Origin of the sequence: Alteromonas sp. AMM-1 (genome assembly GCF_047290655.1) — a bacterium.
Taxonomy (GTDB): domain Bacteria; phylum Pseudomonadota; class Gammaproteobacteria; order Enterobacterales; family Alteromonadaceae; genus Alteromonas; species Alteromonas mangrovi.
In genome coordinates this window covers 1-4,378 of record NZ_JBLBUE010000231.1, presented here as the reverse complement: position 1 = coordinate 4,378, position 4,378 = coordinate 1, and the positions used below count along the sequence as shown (strand labels likewise).

At 45.0% G+C, this 4,378-nt stretch carries 4 protein-coding genes; 2 read left to right on the top strand and 2 right to left on the bottom strand.

Annotated elements, in window-relative coordinates:
• On the bottom strand, nt 1-1,019 hold a 1,019-nt coding region (locus ACLR2L_RS19190; RefSeq protein WP_413370504.1), incomplete at its 3' end, for a glutamate synthase-related protein.
• A 52-nt stretch (nt 1,020-1,071) separates the two neighbouring features.
• Nucleotides 1,072-1,956: a cation diffusion facilitator family transporter gene (locus ACLR2L_RS19185; protein ID WP_413370502.1), complete on the bottom strand. Its 885-nt coding sequence runs from the start codon at nt 1,954-1,956 to the stop codon at nt 1,072-1,074.
• Between the two features lie 262 nt (nt 1,957-2,218).
• On the opposite strand from ACLR2L_RS19185, the gene ACLR2L_RS19180 reads away from it, so the two are divergent.
• Nucleotides 2,219-2,710 (top strand): hypothetical protein, encoded by a 492-nt coding sequence (locus tag ACLR2L_RS19180; RefSeq protein WP_140957366.1) that lies wholly within the window; start codon nt 2,219-2,221, stop codon nt 2,708-2,710.
• 190 nt (nt 2,711-2,900) lie between these two features.
• Nucleotides 2,901-4,378 (top strand): cation:proton antiporter (locus ACLR2L_RS19175; protein WP_413370499.1); only part of this gene is annotated, 1,478 nt, incomplete at its 3' end.

Genomic DNA, 4,378 nt, shown 5'->3' with positions numbered 1-4,378 from the left:
GGAAATCCAATTGAATTTGAATATTCCAGTGGCGCTGCACCGGTGCCACCTTCTCCGCCATCAACCGTAATAAAGTCGGGCATAATGCCGGTTTGTTTCATGGCTTTGCACACCGCAATAAATTCACTCTTGCGGCCTATAGCCAGTTTAAATCCTACCGGTTTACCACCACTGAGTTCACGTAACTGTTTAACAAAATCAAGCAGGCCAACAGGTGTACTAAACGCACTGTGAGTAGGTGGCGAAATAACATCTGTTGCCACGGTGACGTCGCGGATTGCTGCAATCTCCGGGGTGTTTTTGTGTGCAGGCAAAATACCGCCATGACCAGGCTTTGCGCCCTGACTTAATTTTATTTCAATCATTTTTACGGCAGGCAAACGCGCTTTTTCCTGAAATGTTAGCGGATTAAATGTGCCGTCTTTATTCCGACACCCAAAATAGCCGGTGCCAATCTGCCAAACAATGTCGCCACCGTTTTCCAAATGATAAGGCGTTAACCCGCCCTCGCCAGTGTTCTGGTAAAACCCGCCTAACTTCGCACCTTTATTAAGCGCAAGCACTGCATTCTTGCTCAAACTACCAAAACTCATGGCCGAAATATTCAACAAGCTGGCGTTGTATGGCTGAGTGCACTCCGGACCGCCAATTTTTACTCTGGGATCGTCATCCAGTTCTTCTACATTTAATGCAGATAAAGAATGCCCGATCCATTCGTAGCCTGATTCATAGGTATCCAACTGCGTGCCAAACGGTACTGTGTCTAAACTGTTCTTTGCCCGCTGATACACGATGGAGCGAAACATCCGGCTGATTGGCTTACCACTGGTTTCGGTTTCTAGCAGGTATTGTTGAACAAATGGCCTTAGCTCCTCAATTATCCAACGCAAACGGCCTACCAGTGGAAAATTAGCTAGCAGCGAATGGCGTTTTTGGAAGGCATCGTGAAGTGTTAATGCCAACAATAGGGCAAATACTCCAACTACCCATTCAAATCCCTGATAAGTAAATGCCAGCAGAAATGATGCTAACAGCCCCAAACCAACAATAAACAATACTCTGTTTCTCACATTAACTCCGGTCAGATAACTCATCGGGTTCAATGTGTATCACAACATCATTTAGCTCGACATGTTTTTTGAGATAGTCTTCGAATTCATGGGCCAGCTTGTGGGCCTGGATAACCGTTAAGTGCGGCGATACAATCAGTGTCAGATCCGCGTTGATGTGCTCGCCCATTCTTCTGCTGCGTACTTCCGCAACCCGGGCAATATCTTTAAATTCGCTGGTATACCGGGATAGCGTTTCAACCGAAAGCGATTTGTCATTGGCGTTAGCGTCAACCAGTACTGGCAGCGCCTGATTAAACAGTTCCCATGCCAAATGTGCAACCAACAAAGCCACCCCCAGGCAAAAAACAGTATCCAGCCAATACCACCCTGAAGCGGCAAGTTGCCAGCCAACCAGTACCGCTATCGATGTAAGTACGTCACTAAGTGTATGTTTGGCATCGGCAGCCAGTAATTCAGACCGAAGGAATTTGGCTTTGCCCATTTGCCAGCGACTCAGCAGAAAATTCACCGCAATCGCGAGTATCAACAATACCAGGCCAGTAACGTTTTGCTCTACGGGATTACCATGATGTTCAATGGCGTAAATCACCAATTCCAGCGACACCACCGACAGTAAAACAGCCAACAGAAAAATAGCCAGGTATTCAAATTTCTGATGCCCGTAGGGATGGGAATGATCGGGTGGTTTCTGGCTGATTCGAATAGCAACAAAAGCAATTACGTTGTTGAAGAGATCCGTTAAGGAATGCAGCGCATCGGCCAGAATGACAGATGAGTGTGTAATTATTCCAACTGAAAGTTTTGTCAGGGTCATTAACAGATTGACACAACCTTCAATAATCAACACCCGTTTAATCGCTGAAAACCGCTCAGTTTTATTCACATAATACCCAATGAGTTAATTAAAAAACTTCAAAAGCACGCTACTGTACCTCATTTTACTGCACCGACCAGTACGAATCGTGTTTGATTTTTGACAATTTTGCACATTTTGTGTCAAAAGTTTGACTTTTGTAGTATTGCATGTACAAATATTCAACAGTACTATAACGCAGAATTTCGGCAATTTGTCGATATTCCAATAATAATATCCATATAAACCAACCAGATCGCTGTTTGAATCCGGTATAAAAAAGTGCGCTAAAATGGAAAAATTAGAAACAGTTAAGAGCTTAGTCAGAGCCAATAACTATAAAAACAATGATGTTACCTATAAGCAGTGCCTTGACATGGGCGTATCGGTAAACAGGGTTGGATTAGAAATTTTTGCGCGTAAATTACGTGCAATGGATCGTGCTGAAGAAATTGAAGCACATAAAAACCACTCCATGCAGTATAGCCAGTCTCAACGGCTTCATGGCGAATCGATGTTATCGTTTGAGAAATCGTCTATCGAATACGGTAGCGGATATCAACGACCTTCCTCAGGCTCGGTAGCAGAACTTAAGAAAGTATCCAATATCGCGAATCTGGAATCCCGACGAAAAATGCCTGGGTACAGCCCGTCGGAGCGAAAAAAGGAAATCACCTTTGAGCTCGGCACAATTAAAGTGCGCGAATATGAATTATTGCAAGAACTCAATCTGCTTATAGCAGAAGAATCCCACGATAAATCCAAACAAGCAGCAACGTTTTAGTTTTGCTCTGAGGCTCACGCTAAACACAACATGTCACCAAGGGAACTGGTGACAGCTCACTCTCCTCAAATGCGTATTTAGCAGTTCTCCATGCTGATAAGTATCCTAAGTGCCCGCTCGGATAATTTTGCCAGCACCAAGTCTAACATGGTACTTTTGTGGCAAATCTGACTATCTCAATGTTGCGATAATGGAGTATATCTTTTTACTGTTTGCATTCATTTGCGGGCTTGGCGTGAAACTTATTGGCATTCCTCCACTGGTTGGCTACTTGGCGGCAGGTTTTTTACTTCATGCTCTGGGTTATTCAACCACACCAGCAATCACCACACTGGCCGATCTTGGTATTACAATAATGCTGTTTACCATCGGCCTTAAACTCAACATAAAGGATTTGTCTAAACGGGAAGTGTGGTTTGGCAGCATCGCCCATACTGTGTTGTGGGTAGCAGCCATTTCTGCCCTGTTAATTTTATTTGGCAGCCTGGCAGCAGCGGGATTTGGCGGACTTGATTGGCAGAGCGCAGCACTGATTGCGTTTGCACTGTCGTTTAGCAGCACAGTGTGTGTGGTTAAAGTACTGGAAGAAGCCGGCGAATCAAAAACGCGTCATGGCAAGCTGGCTATCGGTGTACTAGTCATGCAGGATATTTTTGCTGTGGTATTTCTGGTGGTTGCAACCGGTAAAATACCCAGTATATACGCACCATTGTTACTGCTGATTATCCCTGCTCTTCCATTGCTAAACCGCATTATCAATCAATCAGGGCATGGTGAATTGCTTCCCTTGACCGGATTTATTTTTGCACTTGGTGGATATCATCTGTTTGAATTAGTACAGATAAAAGGCGACCTGGGTGCACTGATATTCGGTCTGTTATTCGCCAAACATGCCAAAGCTACTGAAATGGCAAAATCCCTGTTGGCGTTTAAAGACCTGTTCCTGATCGGCTTTTTCCTGTCAATTGGATTAACCGCCCTCCCCAACCTTGAGATGCTGGGAATGGCGCTGATTATCACCCTGCTGCTACCCATTAAAATGGCGTTATTCTTCTGGCTGTTTACCCGGATGTCGTTGCGAGGACGTACCGCTTACCTTGGCGGTTTAGTGTTATCCAATTACAGCGAATTTGGTTTGATTGTTGGCGCATTAGCCGTGAGTCTGGGAATGCTGGGTGATAACTGGCTTGTTGTTTTGGCAATATCAACCTCCCTGTCATTTGTGTTAACCAGCATTGTATACCGGTATTCGCATAGTATTTATCAACGTATCAAAGACACCGTGAAGCGCTTCGAGCGAGAGAAACGACTCAAAGAAGACATCTACCCGGTTATCGCCGACGCTAAAATCCTGGTGGTCGGGCTTGGTCGTGTTGGCATTGGTGCCTTTACCTCGCTCAATAAACTCATGGAACATCACGTGTGGGGAATGGATGCCGATCGCGTTAAAATTCAAAAGATGCGCAACGACGGCATGAATGTAATCACAGGTGATGGTGAGGATGTTGATTTGTGGGAAAACCTGGATATCCGGCACGTCGAATTGGTACTACTCGCCCTGCCTTCTATAGAAGACGCAATGAACATTAGCAAACAGCTAAAGAATGCTGGTTATCAGGGGAAAATAGCGGCCATTGCGCGTTACGAGGACGAGGTAGAAGCACTGTT